The organism is Moorena sp. SIO3B2 (genome assembly GCF_010692525.1).
Lineage (GTDB): Bacteria > Cyanobacteriota > Cyanobacteriia > Cyanobacteriales > Coleofasciculaceae > Moorena > Moorena producens.
The window spans coordinates 11,501-34,978 of sequence record NZ_JAAHHE010000051.1; the positions used below are offsets into that span (position 1 = coordinate 11,501).

18 protein-coding genes are annotated in these 23,478 nt (G+C 44.2%); 7 read left to right on the plus strand and 11 right to left on the minus strand.

Annotation, left to right across the window (positions count from 1 at the left end; translation table 11 throughout):
• On the plus strand, positions 1-1,077 hold a 1,077-nt coding region (locus F6K38_RS14425; RefSeq protein WP_287356811.1), incomplete at its 5' end, for an SLC13 family permease.
• A gap of 21 nt (positions 1,078-1,098) precedes the next feature.
• On the opposite strand, the gene F6K38_RS14430 is transcribed toward F6K38_RS14425, so the two are convergent.
• Entirely contained in the window at positions 1,099-1,332 is a 234-nt protein-coding gene (locus F6K38_RS14430; protein WP_287356813.1) for a hypothetical protein, read from the minus strand.
• A 12-nt stretch (positions 1,333-1,344) separates the two neighbouring features.
• Here F6K38_RS14430 and F6K38_RS14435 point away from each other — a divergent pair, with 12 nt between their 5' ends.
• Positions 1,345-3,015 carry a CocE/NonD family hydrolase gene (locus tag F6K38_RS14435; protein ID WP_287253221.1) on the plus strand — a complete coding sequence of 557 codons (1,671 nt, stop codon included), beginning with the start codon at positions 1,345-1,347 and terminating at the stop codon, positions 3,013-3,015.
• 20 nt (positions 3,016-3,035) lie between these two features.
• Here F6K38_RS14435 and bioF read toward each other — a convergent pair whose 3' ends face one another.
• Together bioF and F6K38_RS14445 are read right to left on the minus strand one after the other, a co-directional pair.
• Positions 3,036-4,205 (minus strand): 8-amino-7-oxononanoate synthase, encoded by a 1,170-nt coding sequence (bioF, locus tag F6K38_RS14440; protein ID WP_287356815.1) that lies wholly within the window; start codon positions 4,203-4,205, stop codon positions 3,036-3,038.
• A 48-nt stretch (positions 4,206-4,253) separates the two neighbouring features.
• Complete coding sequence (locus F6K38_RS14445; RefSeq protein WP_137985829.1) at positions 4,254-4,685, minus strand: hypothetical protein; 432 nt, start codon at positions 4,683-4,685, stop codon at positions 4,254-4,256.
• Between the two features lie 1,100 nt (positions 4,686-5,785).
• Here F6K38_RS14445 and F6K38_RS14450 point away from each other — a divergent pair.
• Positions 5,786-6,661 carry a DUF928 domain-containing protein gene (locus tag F6K38_RS14450; protein WP_287253227.1) on the plus strand — a complete coding sequence of 292 codons (876 nt, stop codon included), beginning with the start codon at positions 5,786-5,788 and terminating at the stop codon, positions 6,659-6,661.
• 104 nt (positions 6,662-6,765) lie between these two features.
• Here the strand turns inward: F6K38_RS14450 and F6K38_RS14455 are convergent, their stop codons facing one another.
• From F6K38_RS14455 to F6K38_RS14470, 4 genes are all read right to left on the minus strand, one after another.
• Positions 6,766-7,833, minus strand: coding sequence for an LOG family protein (locus F6K38_RS14455; RefSeq protein ID WP_287253230.1), 1,068 nt, complete (start codon positions 7,831-7,833; stop codon positions 6,766-6,768).
• Positions 7,834-8,477: 644 nt separating this feature from the next.
• Positions 8,478-10,037 (minus strand): circadian clock protein KaiC, encoded by a 1,560-nt coding sequence (gene kaiC, locus F6K38_RS14460; protein ID WP_008182354.1) that lies wholly within the window; start codon positions 10,035-10,037, stop codon positions 8,478-8,480.
• Positions 10,038-10,132: 95 nt separating this feature from the next.
• The gene (gene kaiB, locus F6K38_RS14465; RefSeq protein ID WP_008182352.1) at positions 10,133-10,447 is read right to left on the minus strand and encodes a circadian clock protein KaiB; all 315 of its coding nucleotides are present in this window, start codon (positions 10,445-10,447) and stop codon (positions 10,133-10,135) included.
• A 127-nt stretch (positions 10,448-10,574) separates the two neighbouring features.
• On the minus strand, positions 10,575-11,495 hold the full coding sequence (locus tag F6K38_RS14470) for a circadian clock protein KaiA (RefSeq protein WP_008182350.1): 921 nt from the start codon (positions 11,493-11,495) through the stop codon (positions 10,575-10,577).
• 317 nt (positions 11,496-11,812) lie between these two features.
• On the opposite strand from F6K38_RS14470, the gene F6K38_RS14475 reads away from it, so the two are divergent.
• Together F6K38_RS14475 and F6K38_RS14480 are read left to right on the plus strand one after the other, a co-directional pair.
• Positions 11,813-15,478 (plus strand): ATP-binding protein, encoded by a 3,666-nt coding sequence (locus tag F6K38_RS14475; RefSeq protein ID WP_008182345.1) that lies wholly within the window; start codon positions 11,813-11,815, stop codon positions 15,476-15,478.
• An 873-nt stretch (positions 15,479-16,351) separates the two neighbouring features.
• Positions 16,352-17,398: a T6SS phospholipase effector Tle1-like catalytic domain-containing protein gene (locus tag F6K38_RS14480; RefSeq protein WP_008182343.1), complete on the plus strand. Its 1,047-nt coding sequence runs from the start codon at positions 16,352-16,354 to the stop codon at positions 17,396-17,398.
• A gap of 119 nt (positions 17,399-17,517) precedes the next feature.
• On the opposite strand, the gene F6K38_RS14485 is transcribed toward F6K38_RS14480, so the two are convergent.
• Positions 17,518-19,455, minus strand: a complete 1,938-nt coding sequence (locus tag F6K38_RS14485) for an ArnT family glycosyltransferase (protein WP_008182340.1) — start codon at positions 19,453-19,455, stop codon at positions 17,518-17,520.
• A 102-nt stretch (positions 19,456-19,557) separates the two neighbouring features.
• Here F6K38_RS14485 and F6K38_RS14490 point away from each other — a divergent pair, with 102 nt between their 5' ends.
• Both F6K38_RS14490 and F6K38_RS14495 read left to right on the plus strand, forming a co-directional pair.
• Positions 19,558-19,908: a DUF565 domain-containing protein gene (locus F6K38_RS14490; protein ID WP_008182338.1), complete on the plus strand. Its 351-nt coding sequence runs from the start codon at positions 19,558-19,560 to the stop codon at positions 19,906-19,908.
• Positions 19,909-20,011: 103 nt separating this feature from the next.
• Complete coding sequence (locus F6K38_RS14495; protein WP_008182336.1) at positions 20,012-21,121, plus strand: hypothetical protein; 1,110 nt, start codon at positions 20,012-20,014, stop codon at positions 21,119-21,121.
• 69 nt (positions 21,122-21,190) lie between these two features.
• On the opposite strand, the gene F6K38_RS14500 is transcribed toward F6K38_RS14495, so the two are convergent.
• From F6K38_RS14500 to F6K38_RS14510, 3 genes are read right to left on the minus strand one after another with little or no spacing between them, the layout of a single operon-like run.
• Positions 21,191-21,454, minus strand: a complete 264-nt coding sequence (locus tag F6K38_RS14500; protein WP_008182334.1) for a transposase — start codon at positions 21,452-21,454, stop codon at positions 21,191-21,193.
• Positions 21,451-21,660, minus strand: coding sequence for a transposase (locus F6K38_RS14505; RefSeq protein WP_008182333.1), 210 nt, complete (start codon positions 21,658-21,660; stop codon positions 21,451-21,453). Before F6K38_RS14505 ends, F6K38_RS14500 begins: the two co-directional genes overlap by 4 nt.
• A 16-nt stretch (positions 21,661-21,676) precedes the next feature.
• Positions 21,677-21,982 carry an IS5/IS1182 family transposase gene (locus F6K38_RS14510; protein ID WP_008182331.1) on the minus strand — a complete coding sequence of 102 codons (306 nt, stop codon included), beginning with the start codon at positions 21,980-21,982 and terminating at the stop codon, positions 21,677-21,679.
• Between the last annotated feature and the right edge of the window lie 1,496 nt (positions 21,983-23,478).

Here is a 23,478-nt window from a genome sequence, read left to right on the forward strand (position 1 = left end):
AATACAGCTATAACCTTGATGATGCTGCCAATAGCTATCTCTATCATCGAACAAACGGCTCTTGTCAATCCCAAAATTGATGTAGGTAAAACTCTGGGAACTTCGCTAATGCTGGGAATTGCCTACGCCGCTAATATTGGTGGGATTGGCACCCCGATCGGGACGCCACCTAACCTGATATTTCTGGCACAATTAAAAGAAAATTTTCCAGACAATACCCCGATTACATTTTATCAATGGATGATGGTGGGAGTGCCAGCTGTTTTTATATTTATCTTGTTAACTTGGATCTATTTAACGAAAATTACAGTAAAGCTTGATAATAACACTTTATCGTCAGACTATTTTAATATTCCAGACAAAGAAGTCCAGAAACTGGTAAAAATGTCTCAGGGAGAAAAATACGTTGCCATTTTATTTGGGTTAACAGCATTGTTGTGGATTTTTAGGGCAGATATCACCATCGGTTCCTTTACATTAACTGGTTGGGCAACCTATCTGGGGGTGGCTAACTTTGTTCATGATTCCAGTGTGGCTGCCCTAATTGCTGTTATCATGTTTATACTTCCTGTGAAAACAGAGACGGGGGATAAAATAAACCTCCTAGACTGGGAAACCGCTGTAAAAATTCCTTGGGGAATATTGCTGCTATTCGGGGGTGGAATTGCAATTTCTAAAGGGTTTGCTGCGTCAGGATTATCTCAATTCCTAGGGGATAATTTACAAATCGGATTGCAGGGACTTTCAACGGTTTTGATGGTAGTTTGCATCTGTGTATTTATGACATTTTTAACAGAAGTTACCTCGAATATAGCAACCACGGCTCTGATCATGCCTATTTTAGCTACTGCTGCATCGATTATAAATGTTTCACCTGCTTTGTTGATGTGGCCCGCCGCACTTTCTGCTTCCTTCGCCTTTATGCTGCCAGTCGCAACTGGTCCCAATGCCATTGTTTACTCTCAGGAATATTTTCCAATTTCTACCATGGCTAAGGTAGGATTAGTTTTAAATATAGTGGGGGTGATTTTAGTAAGTTTGTTGATGAATTTTGTAGCTATCCCTATGTTGGGGTGACTATAAGTTACAGGTTGCAGGTTAGAAGGTTGAAGGTTGGAAGGTTGAAGGTTGGAAGGTTGGAAGGTTGAAGGTTGGAAGGTTGAAGGTTGGAAGGTTGAAGGTTGGAAGGTTGGAAGGTTGAAGGTTGGAAGGTTGAAGGTTGGAAGGTTGAAGGTTGGAAGGTTGAAGGTTGGAAGGTTGAAGGTTGGAAGGTTGAAGTTTGGAAGGTTGAAGGTTGGAAGGTTGAAGGTTGGAAGGTTGAAGGTTAAACAAGAAACAGCATCAATGGTAACACGGGATGGAGTGCGGCTGGATGCGGATATCTACCGTCCCGATAGTGCTGGTGAGTTTCCCGTCTTGCTGATGCGGCAACCCTATGGAAGAGCGATCGCATCTACGGTAGTTTATGCTCATCCCACTTGGTATGCTGCCCACGGTTACATTGTGGTGATTCAAGATGTCAGGGGGAGGGGCACTTCAGACGGTAAGTTTGATTTGTTTGCCCACGAAGTGGAAGATGGCTTTGATAGTGTTAACTGGGCAGCCAGTTTACCCGGTAGCACTGGGGATGTGGGCATGTACGGCTTTTCCTATCAGGGGATGACTCAACTGTACGCTGCTGCCAGCTATCCCAGCGCTCTGAAAACGATCTGTCCAGCGATGATTGGCTATGATTTATACAGCGATTGGGCCTATGAGGGAGGGGCGTTTTGTTTACAAGCTAATCTGGGTTGGGCGATACAATTAGCAACAGAAACGGCACGATTGCGGGGAGATGAGCAAGCCTATCAACTGCTGTATGCGGCATCTCGGAATTTACCCCTGTATGACCCAATTCCGGCTCGGCCTCAAATTCTCCAAGACTTAGCACCAGACTCCTTTTATCACGACTGGTTAGACCATCCTCACCCAGATCAATACTGGGAAAAACTATCTCCCAAGGGAATGATGCCGGATGTAGACATGCCCATGTTACATATTGGCGGATGGTTTGACCCATTTTTGCGAGGGACACTTCATTTATATAAGGATATGGCATCTCATGGCAGTTCGCCCCAGCATCTGATCATTGGACCTTGGGCGCACCTGCCTTGGGGGCGTAAAGTGGGAGCAGTCGATTACGGTCCCGAGGCGAATAGTCCCGTTGATGGCTTGCAAGTGCGTTGGTTTGACCAGTTCCTCAAAGGAATTGATACCAACGTGGTTGAGCAACCCCCTGTTTCTCTATTTGAGATGGGAACTAATCGGTGGCGTTATTTTGATAGTTGGCCTGATGGAAATCAGAAATCTTATTATCTGGTAACTTCCGGTTTAGCCAGTGTCAGGGAAGATTCTGGAAAATTAGTCCCAGAAGAGTCTCAAGGAATGCAACAGCGATCGCAGACACAGGGAGTATCCCAAATCCAGCATACCTTTGATCTATCCTGTGATCTATTAGTTCATGACCCTTGGCGTCCAGTTCCAGCAATAGGGGGTCATGCAGCCATGCCAGTCGGTTCATGCGATCGCACTTCCATAGATTGTCGCACAGATGTTTTAACCTACACCTCTCCACCCTTAGCAGAAAATTTACATTTGGTAGGGGATGTGCTGGTAGAGGTGTTTTGCACAGCTGATACTCCCAGTTTTGATATCTGTGCAGTGTTGTCGGAAGTCCATCCCGATGGCAGGGTTTACAATGTCACTCAGGGATATGGGCGGGTGAATCCTGGAGACAATACTAATCCGTGGCGTATTCGATTCCAAGCAACTTTTGTGCGTATTGCCCAAGGGAATCAGTTGCGCTTGAGCTTAAGTGGGGCTTGTTTTCCCGCTTATCCAGTCAATTCCGGCACCGGGGCTTTTCCTGGTGAAAGTCGATTGATGGATGCTGAGATTATTACTTTGATAGTGAGTTGTGGAGGAGATTATCCAACTCGTGTTTTATTACCTATTTTTAACTCTGACCCAAAATGAGCGCCATGATCAATTTAGCGCTATAGCTGACAGGTCTCCAAAGCAGCAACTAACTGCTGGAAATGATCCAATGTATGAGTTGCCATAACTGAGATCCGAATTCGACTCGTAGGCACTGTAGGAGGACGAATAGCAGGGGCAAAGATACCAGCTGCTTTCAAGGTTTCCCCAACAGCAAGAGCCTCAGTAGCACTATTTATGGAAATGCAAAGGATAGGTGACTCGGAGGGCAAACAGTTGAGATTAGGCAGCTGTTGAGTAATTAACTGTTTGAGAGTCTCTACATTATTCCTAAGTTGAGCGCACCGTTCTGGTTCTTGTTGGACAATTTGGATTGCTGCTAATGCTGCTGCTGTATCTGCTGGAGATAAAGCAGTGGTGTAAATCCAGCTAGGAGAACGATTTCGGAGGAAATCAATTAAAACCGCTGAACCCGCCACATACCCTCCCAAACTACCCAAAGCTTTACTGAGGGTGCCAACTTGAATAATGGTTTCTCCAGTACAGCCAAAATGTTCCACACACCCAGCGCCTGTAGCGCCCAAAACTCCCGTAGCATGGGCTTCATCCACCAGAAGCATACAATTAAATTGGTTTGCCAACCCTAATAGCTCAGGCAAGGGGCATAAATCACCATCCATGCTAAAGACGCTATCAGTAACAATTAAGCAACGGCGGTACTGTTGTCGGTATTGAATCAGTTGACCCTGCAAAGAAGCCATATTGCAGTGCTCATAATCGATTACCTGGGCACCGCTCAAAATTGCCCCATTTTTCAGGCTGGAGTGGTTGTACTGATCCCCTAGGATTAAATCCCGTTTCCCTACTAAAGCCGCAATCGTACCTATATTTGCCAAATACCCAGAGCTATAGACGATCGCATCTTCAGTTTGTTTGAGAGATGCGATCGCATTTTCCAATTCTCGATGCAGTTCCCGGTGTCCAGTGAGTAATCTTGAGCCAGTGCTACCAGTACCATAGTCCTTAGTAGCCGTAACTGCGGCTTCGATTAAAGGAGGAGAGCCCGCCAGTCCCAGATAGTCATTACTAGCAAAGTTAATCACCTCTCGCCCTTCCAGTTGCACCACAGCACCAGGCATACTTTGTAGAGTTTGTACTGAACGATACCAATTGGCTTTCTCAATCGTGGCCAGGGATAGCTTTAGCCAAGCATAAGGGTCAGTAGACATTAGACATTGTATTTGGTGGTGAGACTTGGGCTTGGTGCCGGTTGAATCTTAATCATCTTTTTTCGCCTTCACCCCAACTAACTCTGGATTGCCATCTAAAGAACCGTATAGGATATTTCCCCTCTTGTTGTCTGGTTTATAGAAAAGTAGTCGTTGCTCCAGTCGTTGCAGCTGCCGTTGAGCTGCTTGTGGATTCTTCGAGTAATACTTCTTCAGGTCAATCTTGAAGTGCCGATTAATTTCTGACCATGGGATGTCCCAAAGTTGGTCACCACAAAGTACCTCCAATTCCCATCCTTCAATATCAGTGTCTTTGATGTCTAGCTCAACTTCCCTAGGTTCAACCTCAATTAGCTTGCACTTCTCCATTTTGTTAGGGGAGCAGCTACTGAGTAATGTTACTCCCACAGTGAGCAACAAGAGGATGCTACAGAGTTTGTTATTCAAAAAAGATTTTTGGTAAATTTTCATGTCTGCCACCAAACTTCACGATCCTAATAGTATTGACTCATCATCTAGCAAAGGGAATAGGGAGTAGGGAATAGGGAGTAGGGAATATGGCATCAAAAATTCTCACAATTCCTACACGGATCCCTATCCCCTACTAAATTATAGATTGGATCTGGGGATGAATTACCGGAACTGTTAACTATCTATATCTATCAAAATGCAGTTGACAAAATAATAATTTTATGCTAATAAATAGTCGAAATTCACCAGCTATAATAGCTAAGTAAGTCCTGAAAATGAAACATTTTTAAATTCTGGATTCTTCAATTACTAGATTGTAGATCAAACTAGGGTTCTTATGTACTTGTTATGCTAAATAAACAGTCTGGCAAAGGGACTTCGGAGCAGGGACTTCGGAGCAGGGACTCCGGAGCAGGGACTTCGGAGCAGGGAATAGTGGAAAAAGGCCGTATTCAGAAAATTTTGTGAGTTGAATAGCAGAATTTTCCTGTCTTGATTATTGCCCGAGTGGGGGAAACCACGGCAGTTCCTCATGGGGAGGGGCTGGGTGTTAAGACATAACCGCAGGATGGGGGAGCGTTTATAGTCGATAGGTAAAGAGTAATAATTTTAAGTTACATGAAATAAGGCTCCCCTCTCCTTACGGTAATTCAAAGCAAACCTTCGTCCGCACCGCTGTTTGCCCCGTGGAAACGGCAATAGCGAGTGGGGGTTTCCCCCAAGACCGAGCTGCCTCCCCTTTAGCCCCACTGCCTCCCCTGTTCCGAAGCTGCATCGCTTGTAAAGTAAGCTTTATGAGTTTTTTAACTGGAACTTTCGCATAAAAGGTACTGAAGACCCCAAACTAGATATAGAAAATAATCACTGGTCAGTAGTAAAAATTAGATATAGCACTACCCATTAAGGTTAGGAAATTGATACAACCTGAAAAGCTTTTGTAGTAAAATTTTGCCTCTTGCCAATGCCATTGCCCGTAGCGCTATACACTCAATTGAGTGATCATGAGCCTAGCAACGATATCGAAAAAATTAGGGATAGTAACTAACAACTGACCAATCACCTGACCAATTACAAGGAAAACATTCCTTCAAAATTACTCTTTATGAATCATGAGCAAGATAAAACTACCGTTAGCACCGCCAATCTTAGGAATTGCATTAGCAATTGTCAGCTTTAGTAGCAGTATTGCCTTGCCAGGGATTTCAACAGCTAATCCTAGCAATTCCCGGTTGGACTCAAATCAACGTTCTCCAACAGCAGAAGTGGCTCAAAACCACCGAGAGCAAGAGCGAATTACTTCAAGGAATCCACAGCCATTAGGTATCAGTCTAGATTGGGTGCCACCAAATGTACCGGAACGAGGTGTACCCGGTAAACGAAAAGCAGCGGCAAGCCGTGGGGGATGTCCAAAAGTCGAGCCACCTTTGACTGCCTTGGTCCCTGCTAGCCCCACCATTGCCAGTGAGGGTCAAATTGCATCAGAATCGGTTTTCGGCTTAACCGTTGTTTCTCATCCCACCTTCTGGTTTTATGTTCCCTATGCCCTGACACCGGACTTGCCTTTGGAGTTTGTGCTACAAGATGAAAACCATAACGAAATCTACTGGACTAAATTTGTTGCCTCATCTTCCTCACCAAGTGTAGTAGGCATCGAACTTCCATCAACAGTCGCCTCCCTTGAGGTTGGTAAACAGTATCGTTGGTACTTTGTGGTTAAATGTGAGCGACTGGGATCTCCTGTAGTGACAGGGTGGGTAAAACGGATGTCACTCAACCCATCCCTCAAAAATCAGTTAGACCAAGCGACATTAGAACAGAAAGCGATTATCTATGCCAGATCAGGGATCTGGTATGATACCCTTAATGCTCTAGCTAAGCTACGTCAGCAAAATTATAGCAATGACCTGCTGATCAAGGATTGGGTGAAATTATTGCAGTCTGTTGACTTAGATGCGATCACGCAAGCACCCTTTCTGGAATTTTAAGATCAAGTCGCTCTAATTCCATTACCAGCAAGAGAGTGGGTCATTTCCGGTATTGGTCATTGGTCGAGCCTCCTGTGTATTTTAAGGATGCAAGCATCCAAGCCTTATTTCAGTTCCGGATGAGTTGTACTTTCTTCGGAAACACCCATGTGATTAATAGTAGCGAGTAGCTGGTAAAGACGGCTAACATCTCGTCGATTGAAGTGGAAAACCAGACGGGGGAGTTCAGCGGTTTCATCAGGTAGTTCTTCCGGTAAAACCTGACTTTTCTCAATCCGTCCCTGAACCAAGATATCGCTAAAATCCTGATTTAGCTGTTCAACCTCAGGGTTTGACAACTCAGATTTGAGGCGAATCACGAATTGATCTCTGACATAGCGGCTAGAGTGATAAACCCGGTAAAACCGATTAATGGTTTCGTAAGCCACATCTAAGTTATCTGTGATGGTATAGAGACTGGAATCCTCTGGCCTGATCAAACCCCGTTGCATGAGGTGCTTGTGAATATAAGCATCCCAATCTTTCCAGTAGGTGCCACCAGGTTTATCAATCAGTACTAAAGGAGTTGGTTCTAATCGTCCTGTCTGACAAAGGGTTAAAGACTCAAAGGCTTCATCCTGAGTACCAAAGCCACCAGGAAATAAGGTAAGCGCATCCGTTTCCTTGATGAAAAATAGCTTGCGAGTGAAAAAATACTTGAACTCAATTAGCTTGGGATCCCCTGCGATAAACGAATTTGATCCGTGCTCAAACGGTAGTTGAATATTCAGACCAAACGAATGCTTAGAGCCAGCACCTTTGTTTCCTGCCTCCATAATGCCACCACCAGCACCAGTCATTACCATAAATCCCTGCTGGGTTAAATGATAGGCAAATTCAGCTGCCAGCTGATATTCAGGAGTATTTGGGGCAAGGCGTGAGGAACCGAAAATGGTAACTTTCCGAACATGACGATAGGGATAAAAAACTTGAAATGCCCGCTCCATATCTTCTAGAGAAGCGGTGATTATTTTCCAGTCCAGACGGTCAATTTCTTCCCCAGTTAGTCGCACTAGCACTGCCAGAGACCGTTTGATCAATTTACGATTTTCTAGATTAGGTAGCTGGTCAATCAGTGTTGCTAAATCCGTTGACAGTGAGTTGAAGCCATCCGCAGAAGGAGATAGGGTCATATCGTATCCAGTTGACTACTTATCATTAAAGGTTTTTCGTCAATTGAAAATTGAAAATTGAAAATTGTCAATAGTCAACTCGCTTGACCTTTGGTCACGCTTCGCGAACGCTCCAATTCAAAATTAAAAATTATTAATTCAAAATGACAATCAGTGGGGGCTTGTACCCGGAATTAATTAATTCAAAATTTGTTCTAAACTTGATGCGTAAATTTTTAATTTTTAATTTTTAATTTTTAATTCCCCAAAGGGGTAAAGGATGAATTAGCAATTAACAATTAACAATTAACAATTAACGATTTTCCTGAATACGAAGTGATTAATAAGGTAAGCATTCAGCCGTCAGCCGTGAGCTAAAAGCTCACGCTACTTGAGGTGCCGTGAGCTAAAAGCTCACGCTACTTGAGGTGCCGTGAGCTGACGTAACAGAGATTAAACCAATGGTTAAGCTGTTGTGCATTTAAATTCTACAACACCAAGGCAGAAGGCAGAAGGCAGAAGGCAGAAGGCAGAATTTAAAAGAGTTTCAGTTTTTTTTTCTGATTTAATCAAAGGGAGTTTAAATACGCGACAGCTTACTGGTTTTATTCAAAAGCTGATAGCTGAATGCTGATAGCTGAATGCTTACTTAATAAGACTAGATATTATTCCCCCGACTTATCACGAACGCCTTTAACAATCCGAGAGAGTTCGCTCTTTTCATCGACGGGAATCCGAGTGGGAGAACCACTGATAATTCGTTCGTAATTGCGGAAGGAATCCTTAATTTCTGGTCCATCCTTACTGATAGTGTACTCTCGGATACCTGTATCATGCCAAGAGCCACGCATCTTAAATACATTGATAGCACGGGACATTTCACCACGAATTTCCACATACTGTAGCATTATAATTGTGTCAGTAATTGTAGAAATATGGGAATCGGTAATGGAGTGAGCTCCCATAAATTTATCTGTGGTATTGGTAAAAAATCCGGTAATTTCTTCTTGCTTCGCATAGCCCGTCACACCAATCACAAACTGCCGAAAGGCATTGTTGCTCACTCCCCGTGCTAAAGCAGAAAGAGAGTCGATGGCAATGCGAGAGGGTTTAAATTCAGCAATTTCTGTTTTTATCCGTTGTAAGTGGTCTTCTAACCCCGCTGATTCTGGATAAGAACAAAGAATTTTTAATAAACCCTTTTGTTCCATTTCCTCAAAATTAATGCCCCAAGACGATGCATTACGAGATAGCTGAGCCCGAGATTCTTCGTAAGCAAACAAAATCGCGCGATCACCTTGTATGCAAGCATTTTGGATAAACTTGCTCACTAACAAGGTTTTGCCAGTACCTGTGGCACCCGTTGCCAGGATAATGGAATCCTTAAAGAAACCACCACCACACATAACATCAAGAGTGTTGATTCCGGAAGACACTCTGGCCATGGAAGACCGTTGAGTCAGTCGCATTGCTCCTAAGGGGAAGATATTGATCCCTTGATCCGTAATCGTAAAGGGGTATTCTCCTTTCATATGGGTGGTACCCCGCAGCTTGAGAATTTCTATAGTGCGGCGTCGGCGTTCCCCTTCCAGAACATTACGGACAATGACCACATTATCCGAGACAAACTCTTCCACCCCGAATCTAGCTACTGGTCCATACTCTTCAACTCGCTCTGTAGTCATAATGGTGGTTACGCCAATGCTTTTCAGGCGTGCCACTAGGCGAAAAATTTCTCGACGTACCACAGAAGCAGCATCGTACTGCTGAAATATGGCAGTGATTGAGTCAATGGAAACTCGCTTGGCTTTGTATTTGTGAATGGCGTACTGAATACGCTCGATCAGGGCAGACAGGTCGAAGTTGCCGACAATGTCCTGTCCTTCTGGATCCGGGGAAGCATCCAGAATAAATAGCTTGCCTTCATTAACTAGTTTATTTAGCTCCCAACCAAAGCTTGATGCATTTTTGCTGATATCTGTGGGTGATTCTTCAAATGTAACAAACACACCAGCTTCATCAAAATTGCTAATGCCGTTGTAGAGAAATTGAACGGCTAATAGAGTTTTTCCAGTGCCAGACGTTCCACTGACCAGGGTGGTTCTACCAGATGGTAAACCCCCATGAGAGATTTCATCGAAGCCTTCGATCATTGTCCGTATTTTCTGGACACCGACCGTTGTTACTGAGTTTTGATATAGTTCATTTTGATTAAATTGATTCATATTGGTCTTAAGTAAATGTTCTTAATCAAAAAAAAGTTTAATGGTGTTGCTGACTTGCTAAATCTTGACTATTAATCTAAAATGGTATAAGATATTTAGAAATCCAAATCTCCTTCACGGAGTTCTTCATAGAGCAAATCTAAGCCGATCAAGACTTTTTCTCGATCCGAGAGATCCCCAATGATTTTTCGCACAGGAGGCGGTAAAACTTTTGCCAAGGTTGGTGTTGCCAAAATTTTATCTTCCTCAGCTAGTTGGGGGCTCTTGAGAACATCAATTACTTTGAGAGCGTAAACCCCTTGGAATTCCTGTTCGAGAATAGTTTTCAGTGTTCTCAAAGCCCTGACGGAGTTGGGGGTGTTCCCAGCTACATAAAGCTTGAGAACATAAGTTTTTTTATAGGAACTCATAGGCTCTTAAGTTTAGGAGAAGATGGGTTAAAGGTCAATACAAGGGATCAAGGAACTCAAGGAAACGGTTTTTTAGGAGAGCCTCCCATCAAGCTTACTACTCAATGTTGATCCGATTATGCTGATCTTACAGTTCTCTGGGGATGGAGCGGCGATACATTTCACCTAAGTGAGCAATCACGTCGATTAACGTCAGGCGATAATCCAGCAGTATATCCTCTCTACGCCCTTCCAGCTGCAACTGTTTGGAAAATTCATCCATCAGTTCCATATGAATTTCCACAATCTTAGATATAGAAATATCCGCAAAAAACACTTGTTCTACAAAATGATCGATGTCTTGGTTTAGGGTATCTCCCGGTGCAAAGTACTGTAGAACAATTTGACGATACTGTGATCTTAAGTGTTCTAACAGCTCATCCCTGTCGTTGAGAGATAGATTACGAAAAAAAAGCCGAGGATTTCTCTTGTAGTACACACCAAGGTATCCAAGTCTTTCCCTGAGCTTTTCAGCTAACCGATGCTGCTGCTTACTCAAGAAACTGTAATTAGCTACTGCGAGGTTAGGATAAACTGGGCCAGATGACCTGGGTAAGTTACAGGCGGGAGCTAGGGACAAAAACTCTGTCATCGCCTGTTGGATGAAATCGCCAATCTCAGGTAATTGGTGAATACTAAGTTCGACTTCTGCCGGATGGAACAGATGAGCGCTAGACCTAGCGGTGAATTTATCCGTCGTCTGGTTAGAAGCCAGCTGTTGATTGCTGTCAACCCTAGGGGGGATTTCTGGGGAGTCCGACCGCAAAAATACTGCAGGTAAGGTGGTTCCTTGCAGGTACAAGTAGTGGATCACCTTGGGAAGTGTGTCGGTATCCTGCAATACCAAACAATCAAGATCCTGTTTATGTTGCTCAACCACCTCGAAAAATTCAGATTCGGAGCTAGTAGAGTGTATAATATACTGCTCGCTACCCAAAACCTGAGAAAGGGATTGAGCTAGGGAATCAGAACTGATCAGCGTACATATGGTTAGTTGGGAAAGCAACACAACAGGTCTGGAATAACAAACTGGTTACTCTTACTATATAAGAGTCCTTAAACCAGTAAAATTTTAACATTTTTTTTAACAATGAGCTTAATATAAATTAAATTGAATTGAAACAGTCTGATAATTGAAATTAATTTTGATTTCGCGCCTCACTATATGCCCAGTGTTGAGCAGTATATTGAAAAGTACTTGCTCTTCAAGCATTAGGGGATCGCCCATGCCCTGTTGGGTTTGAGTGAATTCCTTTGTTGCTACTTTAGGAGGATGTGTTGCTACTGTAGGGCTCAACCGCTGTTGAAGCTAGATTGGTTATGTCGATGCCTACTCCCAGTATCCAAAAATTTGCCGAGCTAGTTCCTATTTGTCAAAGGACTTCTGATTTGGCTACTATTCTTGATATTTTTCATGCTTCAAGGCATGACTCGATTGTGGTAGTCAGCGAACAGCAATATCCTGTGGGAGTGGTTAACCTAAGGCAGATCATGCCTCACCTGCTCTCATACGCTAAGGTAGGTAGCTCAGGAGCAACAATGACAACTGGTTTTCTTCACAAACCACTATCTTGGATACAGCCAAACATCATTGAACCCATAACCATCCTACCAGGTAAGCTGAGTCTAAACCAATTCTGGTACTACCTACAAGACCATGGAAGTAGGGAGGGGGGGTTAGGGGAGTTGGGCAGAAACTGGGATAGAGAATTTAACCAATTCCCCATCCCAGATCAGGAACACTGGGCATTAGTAGATGGGGACCAGAAATTTATCGGACTCCTTAACAGTTGCCTGCTGTTAAAATTCTTAGCATCCACATTCACCCAACAACGTTCTGAATCGATAGTAAAGCGTACTCAACCCAAGGGACTGAACCCTAATCCCCTCAGGACTCACCACCCACACTATGGATTAACAGCCAAGAGTTCTTGGGCCAATTCCCTAGGATTATCATCTCGAATCAACTCAGGACTGAAAACTCAGGAAGAAGCCCTAACTTACAGTGCCCAGTTCAAGGGCATGAAACCCTTAGTGCAACTGTTAGAACAACTGCCATTACCCCTAAGCATACAAACCTCGACGGGAAAAGTTTTAGTTGAGAATCTGACCTGGCGTGAGCAGATTGAGACATCATCCGAGGGGACTCCGGGAAATAGTAGCACCACAGGCACTAAGAATACTACCTCTGCTATGAAAAACCCTGGAGCTAGGGAAAAGATACCCTACCGTTCTTCTTACAATCGTCTCTTATCTAATCATGTACCGAGGGAAGTCAGTAAGGAAGGTTTGAAGCAATCGATGGAAGAGCCTAGGACATCGTTAGACTTCCAGTGGCGTCAGCCTGATACCCAGAATTCCCCAACCTTCCATAACCAATCTGCTCCTCGATCTCCAGGACAATGGCCATTATCTGTGGGCAATGTTTGTGACCAGGGAGACAAAACATCTGAACAAGCTGCTGTTGGGCAATACTGTGCTCTTGATACTCCCTATCAAGCAGCAACCACTATTCACGAGCGCGTGCTGCTCTTTTCACCACCAGTCAAGAAAACCGGGGCAAACCATACCCCCTGCCAGGAAACCGCTGCGCCAACTGATCCAACTCTTTCAAACAGCCAGGAGCGGGTATTCTCGTTTGTCAAAATTCCTCTGTCACCTGCTATCGCTGCTCTTTGGGAAGGAGGACTAGAAACTGACAGTTGCGAGCCTAAGGTAGCTTTTAACTATTCCCCATCTCCAATATCTCGGTCTGAGTCACCTAACTCTCAATTGTACCTAGTGTTGGCTCAAGATACCACAGAGCAACGACTCTTTGCCCAAGAACTGGCAGCAAAAAATGCTGATTTAGTGCAACTAAACCGACTCAAAGATGAGTTTTTAGCTTGTATTAGCCATGAACTGAAAACACCTATAACTGCGATTTTGGGTTTGTCAACTTTGTTGAAAGACCAAGCCCTAGGGGAACTCAATCAACGTCAATCCCGTTATGCGCAGTTAATTTATCAGAGTGGGCGTAAGCTAATGACCGTGGTCAACGATATTCTCGATTTGACCCGTATGGAGACTGGTCAACTGAAACTTACCCTCGAACCGGTGCCAATTCGGACTGTATGCGATCGCGCTTATGACCAGGCTCGCTCTGAAATAGACTCAAAACACTCGGAGGACAACAATCGAGATTATCCCACAAAATTCACCCTAGAGATTGAAGCAAGTTTAGAGATGCTGATTGCTGACGAGTTGCGTTTACGGCAAATGTTGGCCCATCTGTTTTCTAATGCCCTTAAGTTTACCGATGGCAGTGGTGAAATTGGTCTGAAGGTCAATTGGTGGCAAGGTTGGATTGCTTTCACGGTCTGGGACACTGGCATTGGTATTCCTGCTGATAAACAGCACTTGATCTTTCAGAAATTCCAACAGCTGGAAAAGCCTCTGACTCGTAGCTTTGAGGGGACGGGTCTGGGATTAGTCTTAACACAACATCTAGCTCACTTGCATGGTGGAGATGTCTCGTTTATTTCCAAGGCAGGGCTCGGTAGTCAGTTTACCTTACTCTTCCCCCCCTGTCCTCCCCACGCTTCATCTGATCAATTGGACAATTGGGATGAGCAACTATCAGAGATTGCCCCTACGGCAAGGTCTCACCCCCCATCTTCGACGCCCAACCGTTTAGTGTTAATTGTGGAAGCTGTACCTCGTTACCTGGAAGGATTGACGGAACAGCTCAAGAGTTTAGGCTATTGGGTGGTGGTTGCCCGCTCTGGTACGGAAGCAATCGAAAAAGCCCGTCGTCTACAACCCTATGCTATTTTACTCAATCCCCTACTACCAAAACTTTCTGGTTGGGATGTCCTAACACTGCTAAAGTCCGATGCCCAAACTAATCACATCCCGGTTTTGGTAACAGCCACCCAGGCCGAAAAACAGCAGGCCACCCACAACAAAGCTGATGGTTTCTTAAGTCTGCCAGTACAAGAGGAAGCATTACGAGAAAACCTGTCTCGGCTGGCTAAAGATGAGAGTAATACCAGTAGTGTGCTAACGATTCTCTATCTCAATCCTGGTGATGGGCGAAAAGGCTATTCTGTAGAGTCCTACCAGAACCCTGACTCGTCTGCACTGACTTATGAGTTAACTTCACTATTGAGTCTAGAAAACTTAGACCTCAATTATCGGGTACTCGAAGCCGATGATTTCGATCAAGCTGAGTTATTGAGCCGGGTTTGGAATCCAGATGTGATTGTATTAAATGGTGCTCGACTGATAAACCCTTTAATCTACTTGAATCAGTTTTCATCATATCCTTGCTTGAGTACTTTACCACTAGTAACCCTGGATCACCAAACTACAGAAGCTGCTAATCAAGTAACTGGTCTTTCGGTCTATCCCTGTTTAGCACCAAATAATCAACAAAAGATGGCTGCCATACTGCAAGTCATTCAAGTGGCAGCTGGAATCAGTTGCAAGCCTACCATTTTAGTGATGGACACGGGGGAGCAGAGGACAAAGTTTAGGGGTAATCCGTTACAGGTTAACAGGTTGAACCTTGAATCCTCTCACTTATCCTACGGGTTGTCAATGGCCGGAAAATCATCAACATCTTGGCTACAGGCACTGATTCAATACTTACAAACTGCTGGTTATTGCAGCTTAGTGGCCTGTTCTTGGGCAGAAGTATACCGTCAAATTCAGGGAAAAAGTGTGGACTTGCTGCTGATTCGATTAACAGATCTCACTAATCCTTCAGAACATTCGAAAGGATTGATAACTCTTGCTCAATTGCCAGAGCGACCACCCATTCTGGTTTTGGATCATCGATTAGAGGCTAAGCAGCACGATCCAGTAATCCAGAGTAGTAACAGTAGTAACTCGAATTCTCAGTTGGAGTTGCTGCTTGAGAAAATTGCTACTCAGATTGTACACTGGCATTCTCAGTCAATGACCCAGTTATTGAAACAGATTAAGCAGCTCATGAACCCAACCCTTTAAAGGGGTGGGATGCAAGTCGGTCATATTGTCCGACACCGTGATTGTCCATCCAGTCTTGGAGACACTTGTTGCGAACAAAGCCAGCCGTGGGGATCATAAAGCCAATGATGCCAAACTGTTTTGTTGAACCTTCCTCTTTTGGATTCAAGTACAAACAACAGCAATTCCTAACTATCTGATCAGTTTATTATACCATAAGGATGCCCTTCGCCCAATTTATAGCGTTGATCGCAGTTATGAGGTACAGTCTTTTTTGACGTTGATTCCCTGTTTTGATGCAGCGCATTCCTATTCCCTATTCCCTATTCCCTATTCCCTCTTCCCTCTTCTCTCTTCAGGTGATCCGCTGTTCCGGTGATCCGCTGTTCCCTAAAATCCCGAAATTTTGTACCTCATAGCTATGATAATTGCTATATTGGTTGGTTGCAATTGATCCCACGGCAAATCAACGATTATGGCGTGAGCCTTCTTTCGAAATTCAAGCTAATATGGAGAAGACACCTCCTATCCAGCCAAAGTTATTTGGATTTATCTCACGTTTACCTTAGCATTTATATTTAATCATAGTTAATATTTGTGGCTAATTAATATCGTAATGTTTAATGAGTTTTACTAAAAATAATTAAACGAAAAACAGGACAAGGTTAAAACGTAATAACAAGCATAAAAATAAATATGAAAACGGCAAACCAACAAACTGGGTACGGTTAACAAAAGGATGATTAAATAGTAAGATTACCAAAAATAAGTGCCAACAATAGTATTGCTTATGGTTAATGAATGGAGCGGTCGCTTAATCTGAGTTGCTAGAAAGTATTTACGTTAATTTAAATAGTAAGTAAGAGTAAGTAAGTTTTTTAAAGGAGGTAGACCATGAAACGTCTTGTGGTATGTTGTGATGGAACATGGCAAGAGTTATCAAGTACTTACCCAAGCAATGTGGTTAAGATTTCTCAGGCAGTTAAAGCATTGGGTAGTCACGGAGTTCTACAAATCGTATTCTACGATGAGGGAATTGGCACAGAAGACTCTCTGAAGAGCAAGCTTTTCGGTGGCGCTTTTGGCAGAGGGATTGATACCAATATCCAGGATGCTTATCGCTTTCTTTGCCTGAACTACATCCCTGGTGACGAAATCTACCTATTCGGTTTCAGCCGTGGGGCTTATACAGTGCGCAGTCTAGCTGGAATGATTTATAAATCAGGCTTGCTATCCCGCTCCGAGATCCGTAAAGCTCCGGAAGCCTACGAAATGTACCGCTCTCGGGATATCAAGCCCAATCACCAACAAATGGTAGAATTCCGCAAAAAATACGGAGAAAGTGTCCCCATTACCTTGCTTGGCTGCTGGGACACGGTTGGTTCCCTTGGTATCCCTAATTTATCCCCCTTTTTGTGGTTTGACAAAAGGTTTAACAAGAGGTACAGATTCCACGATACCTCTTTGAGTCCGATTATTGAGCATGGGTTGCACGCTGTATCCATTGATGAGCAGCGCAAAGTCTTTGACGTGACGCCAATGGACAAAAGCCACCTTTCCCAGACCCAGGTTGTTCGTGAAGTATGGTTTCCAGGGGTTCACGGCTCCGTCGGTGGTGGCTCCCAGGAGCAGAGCGGCTTGTCCGACGGCGCACTGCAGTGGATGATGGACTCAATCGGCAAGATCGGTCTTGGTCTTGAGTTTGACCCAAGGGCAATTCCTACTGGTATCAACCTTGATTATGATATTGATTTCAACAATGCTCTGGGTCTATTCAAGTTCACAGGGCGCAAGCTACGGGAGATTTCGGATAACTTTGATGACCTTCACCAGAGTGTAATAGAACGCTGGATGAAGCGGCCTGATTATCGACCGAGGAATCTGGCTGACAAGCACGGCCCCAGACTAAATCAACTATTACAACTTAAGCAACAGAAGTAAAATAATGATGTCAATTTTGGTTTACTAGTCAACAGCTAATAATTAGTAATTTGTTATTTGAATAAAATTGTGAAGTATGAAGTATGAAGTGTGAAGTGTGAAGTGTGACAACTAAACTTTTAGTTTTTAATTTTAGATTTATCAACAAAAACTTGTTTGGAAACGCGAATGAGTTTATAGGGACCAAGACTAGCTAAGGTAGTATATTGCTCAGGTTTTAGCTTGGCTTTCTTTAGCCTTTTCTTCCTAGCTAACATCAAAACGGAGGGAGGTGAAGGCTGAGTCACTGCTATTTCTTTCATGTAATTTCGTGCTTTTTTACCTTTGCTCATGTAGGTGACGGGTTGCTGGGTGTAAAAAACCACACTGGGTTTTTTGAAACCAATCATAATCAATTCTTCTGACGATTGCTTTTCTTGAACAGCAATGGCAGATAATTGCCGTAGGGGTAATTGACGCACTTGATCCACTAACAAGAAAGTAGGGGTCAACACGAAAATAAGAAAGGCTAAAAATCCCACTAGGTTGACTATCCATAGCCCAAACAACCAACGTCGCCAGAGCAACAGTGCTGCTACAATAGCAGTTATACTCCAAATAATACCTCCCCTCACCATTAAGCCGGATTCTTGCAACTGCTCCGGTAAGTCTGGTGCTGCTGGTCCACTACCGATATATTCGGGAGCCAAAAAAATGGCAGTGGCAAGGGCAATTAACAACAAGAGGTTAAATAGGCTACTGAGTAGCATGGATCGGGAAAGGGGCACACGGGCAGACCAGGAAAGGGTACTAGTATGGGTGAGTTGGTCACTCCACAATAAAGCCAAAAGAATGGCGGCAGCTGGAATTAGGGGTAGCACATAGCTGGGTAGTTTAGTGGCAGCAATGGTAAAAAAGCCGAAAATCCCTACAAACCAGAACAGAGCAAATAAACCCAAATGAGTAGAACGGGGTGAGTTACTCCACCGCACCCGCCGCCAAAATTTTAGTCGTGCGATCGCAAACGGCAAGTAGCTCGACCAAGGGGCAAAAGCTACTAGTACTACTGGAAAATAAAAATACCAAGGCCCAGCGTGGCGGTTAACGGTGCGAGTAAAGCGTTGAATATTGTGATATCCAAAAAACGAGTCGATATAGGCTTGCCCATTGGCTAGGGTTACTAATAGATACCAAGGTAGTGTCAGAGCCAAAATAATCACAATGCCTCTAAATAAGCACATTTCCTGCAATACTTCCCTGCCATTGCCCAGGTAAAGCAGAAAACCACCAATAATTAGTGTGGGTAGAACGATACCGACTGGTCCTTTGGTAAGGATAGCTAGAGCAATGAGCACATAACAGGCTAGGTACCAACGGCAAGGGTATTTGTGAGGGGGTGAGGGGCTTTTAGCAACAGTTTTTTCGCTGCTTCCGAGCTCCTGTGCTCCTGTGTTCCTATGGTTTCGATGGGCATACCCTAGAAAAAAACTTAGTAATGCACCCCCGACACAGGCGCTGAGTAGCATATCTGATACACCGGTTCTTGCCCAGATAATGGTTTGAAGATTCACTGCCATCAGGGTTGAACCAATCCAGGCACAGATCCACAACTGGCGCTGGCGATAGGAAGAGTTGATTTTGCTATCCCTGTGCTGACTTGACTCTACATCAGGGGTAAAGGCAGCAGGACGGGAAATCCCATAATATCGTAGGGTGTAAAAGGCTAATCCAGTTAATGCGATCGCACTCAAGGCTGACGGCAGTCTTACTGCCCATTCATTCACCCCAATCAACCGGTAACCAATTGCCATCAACCAGTAGATTAGGGGGGGTTTATCAAAGCGAGTCTCACCATTGAAATAAGGGGTAATCCAGTCACCTGTCACCGTCATCTGGCGAGCGGCCTCAGCAAACAAGGGTTCAGTTTCATCTACTAAACCGATGTTGCCCAAATTCCACAAAAAAGCTAGCCAGCTGATCAGGAGTAACCACAGAATAGAAAGTGTCCAGATGGTGGTGGGATGCTGTTGCCAAGATTGCCACCAATTTTTAAACCTATTAGCTAATGTAAACTTCATCAATGGGCTAGGGTGTGATTGAGGTCTAGCAGGCTATCATTATTCCAAAAACGGATAGCATGGTCTACACGTGTGTTATTCTTATTTCAACGAGTGTAGTAGATGCAGAATACCCGTCTTAATAATTTAGTTGATTTTTTATGGACGCGGCTGGGGCTATGGTTTGCTAATCCCTGGCGACGCCTGTCGATGGTCCTGATTAGCTTTCTGTTTGGCTTCTTGGTAGGACAAGCCCTGTGTACTACAGCAGGAACTGGCCAGGAATGGATACTATCTGGGATGTTGATTGTTTTTACAGAAGCAGTTAACCGGTTGATTTATAGCGGTAAATTTCCAAAAGGCCAATTAAATCAAACCGTTGACCGGGTTTCATGGTTGGCAGATGTAGTCAATGCTTTTAAAATTGGTCTGGTATACAGTATGTATTTAGAAGCCTTCAAGCTTGGCTCTTAAAATAGTAATCAGTTACTAATGAGTTAGTAATCACTGCTGAGTAATTACTGCTGAATCCTAACAAGGGAGACGTCTGATGCAACTACTGACCGAGAAACGATAAATGACAAGTGACACCAAGAGCGTTGGTCAAATTCTCGAGCAGTGGGTATCAGGAAAAACACCCAATCCCCTTGAATCTCAGCAACTCTTGGCTGAGGAACTGGCTGATCACCTAAAGGCAAAGGCGTTTGGCATCACAGAGGATAATGGTGAACAGGTAATCCAAGCGCGATCGCATTTGTTTGAGATAGTCTACCCAGATATTCTCCGTCTACCGTATTTTGAAACTACTCCTGAAACACAGCAAAAGACTCTCTTATGCCTCTGGAACCTCTGGCTTCCTTTAGCCATGGAGTTGGTATCCTGTCGTAAACAGCTGGGACGTCCTTTGATTCAGGGCATATTAGGAGGGCAGGGCACCGGGAAAACCACTCTAGCGGCAGTCTTAAGTGTGATTCTCCACAAATTAGGCGATGGACTTCGTCCCGCTTTCAGCGAACGCACTCTCAGCCTGTCTATCGATGACCTCTACAAAACCTACAAGGAGCGACAACAGCTTCAAGAACAAGACCGCAGGCTGATCTGGCGTGGTCCCCCTGGAACTCATGATGTTGAGCTGGGTTTACAGCTATTAGACCAATTACGATCCCCTTCCCCTACGCCACAAATCCTCGTGCCTCGGTTTGATAAATCAGCTTTTGGGGGGGCTGGAGACCGAATCACTCCAGAGGTGGTCGAAAGTATTGATATTGTATTGTTTGAAGGGTGGTTTGTTGGGGTTCGACCCATTGAGCCAGAAGCGTTTGATGGCTCTGTTCCAGAACCGATTCATACCTTGGAAGACCGAGAGTTTGCTCGGGATATGAATCAGCAACTGAGGCTTTATGTACCCCTGTGGGAACGATTAGACCGATTGATGGTACTCTACCCTACTGACTACCGCCTCAGTCAGCAATGGCGACTACAGGCAGAGAAACAGATGATTGCTCAGGGTAAGTCAGGGATGGAAGATTCACAAATTAGAGATTTTGTCAACTATTTTTGGAAAGCTCTCCATCCAGAATTATTTATTACACCCCTGACTCGAAACCCAAATCTAGTAGACTTGGTGGTTGAAATTAATCCTGACCACACACCTGGTGTGATTTATTCACCAGGGGATGCTGATTAGGATAAAATCAACGTAAGCATATGCGCGTAGCGCACGCTGCTTGAGGTGCTATCAGCCCTTAGGCGTCAGCTAATCAACGGGAGGTAGTAAACAAGCACCGGGATTGCTGGTACGGCTGGTTGAAAATCCCTGCTCGTTTGACTGATCTGACCCCATGCACTTCTCGTGCCAGAGTAATATAGAGGCAATAGTCAACATCGCTTGATAATTGATGGCATATTTCTCATAACGAGTTGCGATTCGTCGATTTTGCTTGAGGCGATTAATAAGTCGTTCGACTCGATTTCGTTCTCGTTTGCAGACCCCGATTGAAGCGTTCTCGTTTTTTCTCATTGCTTTTCGGGGGGAATAATAGGGGTTGCTCCCTGAAAACGCAGTTTTTCTCTAATTGCTTGACTACTGTAAGCTTTATCACCTAAAAAGTAGCGAAATCGACTTTTTGGTCTTCGAAGTCCAATTCCTTTGACTTTTCCTCCAGTCAGTAAGTCATCAAAAGCAATGGTGTCATGACTACAAGCTGATGTTAGGACAAAAACCATTGGTTTTCCAAACCCTTCAGCTCGCTTTGTGGACTTTTGTAGAGAAACCTCCAAGTGCTACGCCGCTTAGCTTGGTTTTGTTGCCCTCTTTTGCGACCGCCGCATGTTGATGTGCTCTGACTACGGTACTGTCGGCAAAATGGACTTCCCAATCAATCAGCCCAACGGCTACAGCTTTTTGTTGAAGACCTGCCCAAATTTGATCCCAAATACCAGGTTTTCGCCATCGGTAGAACCGACTGGAGACTGTACTGTGAATTCCGTAATCCGGAGGTAAATCTCTCCAGGGTGCGCCTGTTCTCAAGATCGGTGATAATCCCATTAATGATGGAACGATTGTCATGTGCTGGTTTTCCAGTCCGGAGACGAAACCTTAGATAGGGTCGCCTTTATGGGCGACAGGCTATGGGTAAAAGGGTTAAAACTTATTGATTAAGGCGACCCTATCTTACGGTAACTTCGTTCCCAAGCTTTTTGAGGTGGTAATAAGGGCGCTTTGCTTTTCCCACTGTTCGTCGGTTAACTCGCCTCTGTTAGCAATCTCCATTCGTTTTTGTGCTACTTCCGTGCGTCTTTTTACCAAAAATTTTGGGTAATCGCGCCCCGTCCTTATAGGAGACGCGCGCCTCAGAGTTAAGAAGCATTTATTGGGAGCAGGCTATGAGCAAAAGGGTTAAAACTTATTAATTAAGGCTTCTTAACTCTTACGGTAACTTCTAGAGACGGCTTTCTTTTTAAGTGAAAACTTGACAGTTTTCGCACTGCGTGTTATTAAAAATCTCAACAAGAAACCAAAAACTAGATAAATACTATCTAATGATAAGTAGACAACGTAAAAAATATGTATCAGATACATATTGCGTAATTTGGTAAGCACGACTTAAGCGATGCAGAGGTGCGACCCGTGGCGAATTTAATTACGGGTCAAGCGCACCATTACGGTCTTGGGGAGGCAGCGCGGTCTTGGGGGTCTCCCCGGAGACGAAACCTGATTACGTTGAGCCTTTATGGTTGGTAGGTTATGCAAAAAAGGGTTAAAACTTATTGATTAAGGCGAGCCTGTCTTACGGTAACTTCAAACCATGAGCGACTGCCGTGGTTTCCCCCACTCGCGCTTTGCATCAAGACAACGTCTATGAAAAAAAATTAGATAAAAAAAGTATCTATCTATATGTAAAAAAAAGGTAAGGTACGGTGGGGCATACTGGAACCTGGATCGTTGATCCGTTCGCGTAGCGTCGGCTTGGCCGTAGGCCACGCCAAAGGCGAACGCCGATACCCTTGCGGAGAATCGACCTCTACTCTTCCTGACTCCGGCAAGGTTCACGCAAGTTGGCTCTATGAAACAAGAATCCCCGTCCATAAGCGGGCGGGGAGTGTCAATTAGCATACAACAGTTTGCAGACACGCCCTAGATATAAAGCCAGCTTGGGCTATATTTGGGCTTGATTTTGGCTAAAGTACCATTAGTTGAAATCATGTTTTTTCTGACTGCTATAGATAAAAATAAATCTTTTAACTGTTGATCTAAGAAAGATTTATGGTCAAGTTGAGCAAAACGTTTGCTTAGGGTCGGGCTTTGCCCAAATTCCCTTCCTTATGCTCGCGTTCGCTTTTAGCGGCTCCAAAGGAGCATCGCAAATCTCTCTAACCTAAATTATTGGGTTTGCAGACACGCCCTAGAGAAATACAGCGGTTTGCACTTCAATTAGGTACAAATTTATGGGTTTTTAGGGAGCAGGGACTTCGGAGCAGGGACTTCGGAGCAGGGACTTCGGAAGAGGAAAGAAGGAGAAAATCCTGTGTACTTGATAGTTA